Source organism: Achromobacter sp. GbtcB20, assembly GCF_019091095.1.
Classification (GTDB): Bacteria; Pseudomonadota; Gammaproteobacteria; order Burkholderiales; family Burkholderiaceae_B; genus Achromobacter; species Achromobacter mucicolens.
Map to the genome: position 1 here is coordinate 1 of NZ_JAGXJZ010000180.1, position 574 is coordinate 574.

Here is a 574-nt window from a genome sequence, read left to right on the forward strand (position 1 = left end):
GGTAAGTCACGGCGAAGCTGCGGTCGAAGATCTGCAGGCTGGCGGCGCGGATGTCGCCCGGCCGGGCCAGCTGCAGCGCCGGTCCGAACGGCAGCTGGCGCAGGGCGCGTTCGATCCGGTCCGCCTGTTTCTCGCCGCCGCGCTGTTCGCCGTCGATATAGATGGCGGCGTCGGTGACCGCGGTGTCGCCGGTGATGGCGCGGTAATCGGGCAGCCGGATCACGACCGAGCCGGACTGGTTGGCGTAGTCGCGCCAGACTCCGGCGACGAAGAAGGGCGCCGGCTTGCCGCCCAGCGGCAGGGTGATGCTGCCGCCGACGCGCGCGCCGTACAGGTCGAGCATCGCCTCCGAGACCCAGGCCGGGCGCGCCCCAGGCGGCGCCGGGCGCGATTCGCCGACCAGGAACAGCAAACGGCCCGGGTCGGCGGCATCGATGTCGCGCGCGATGAGGACCACGTCGGGGCGGTCGGCGGCCAGCGAGACCGGCCGGGTACGCAGGAACTGCACCTGGCCGACGCCCGGGGTCGCGGCGATCGCCCGCTGTTCCTGCGGGCCGAGCGAGCCGGTGGTTCC

General features: G+C 73.7%; 1 pseudogene. It reads right to left on the minus strand.

The annotated features are described in order from the left end of the window. Positions 1–574, minus strand: a pseudogene (locus KVT32_RS28445) (ABC transporter permease); the annotation flags it as partial.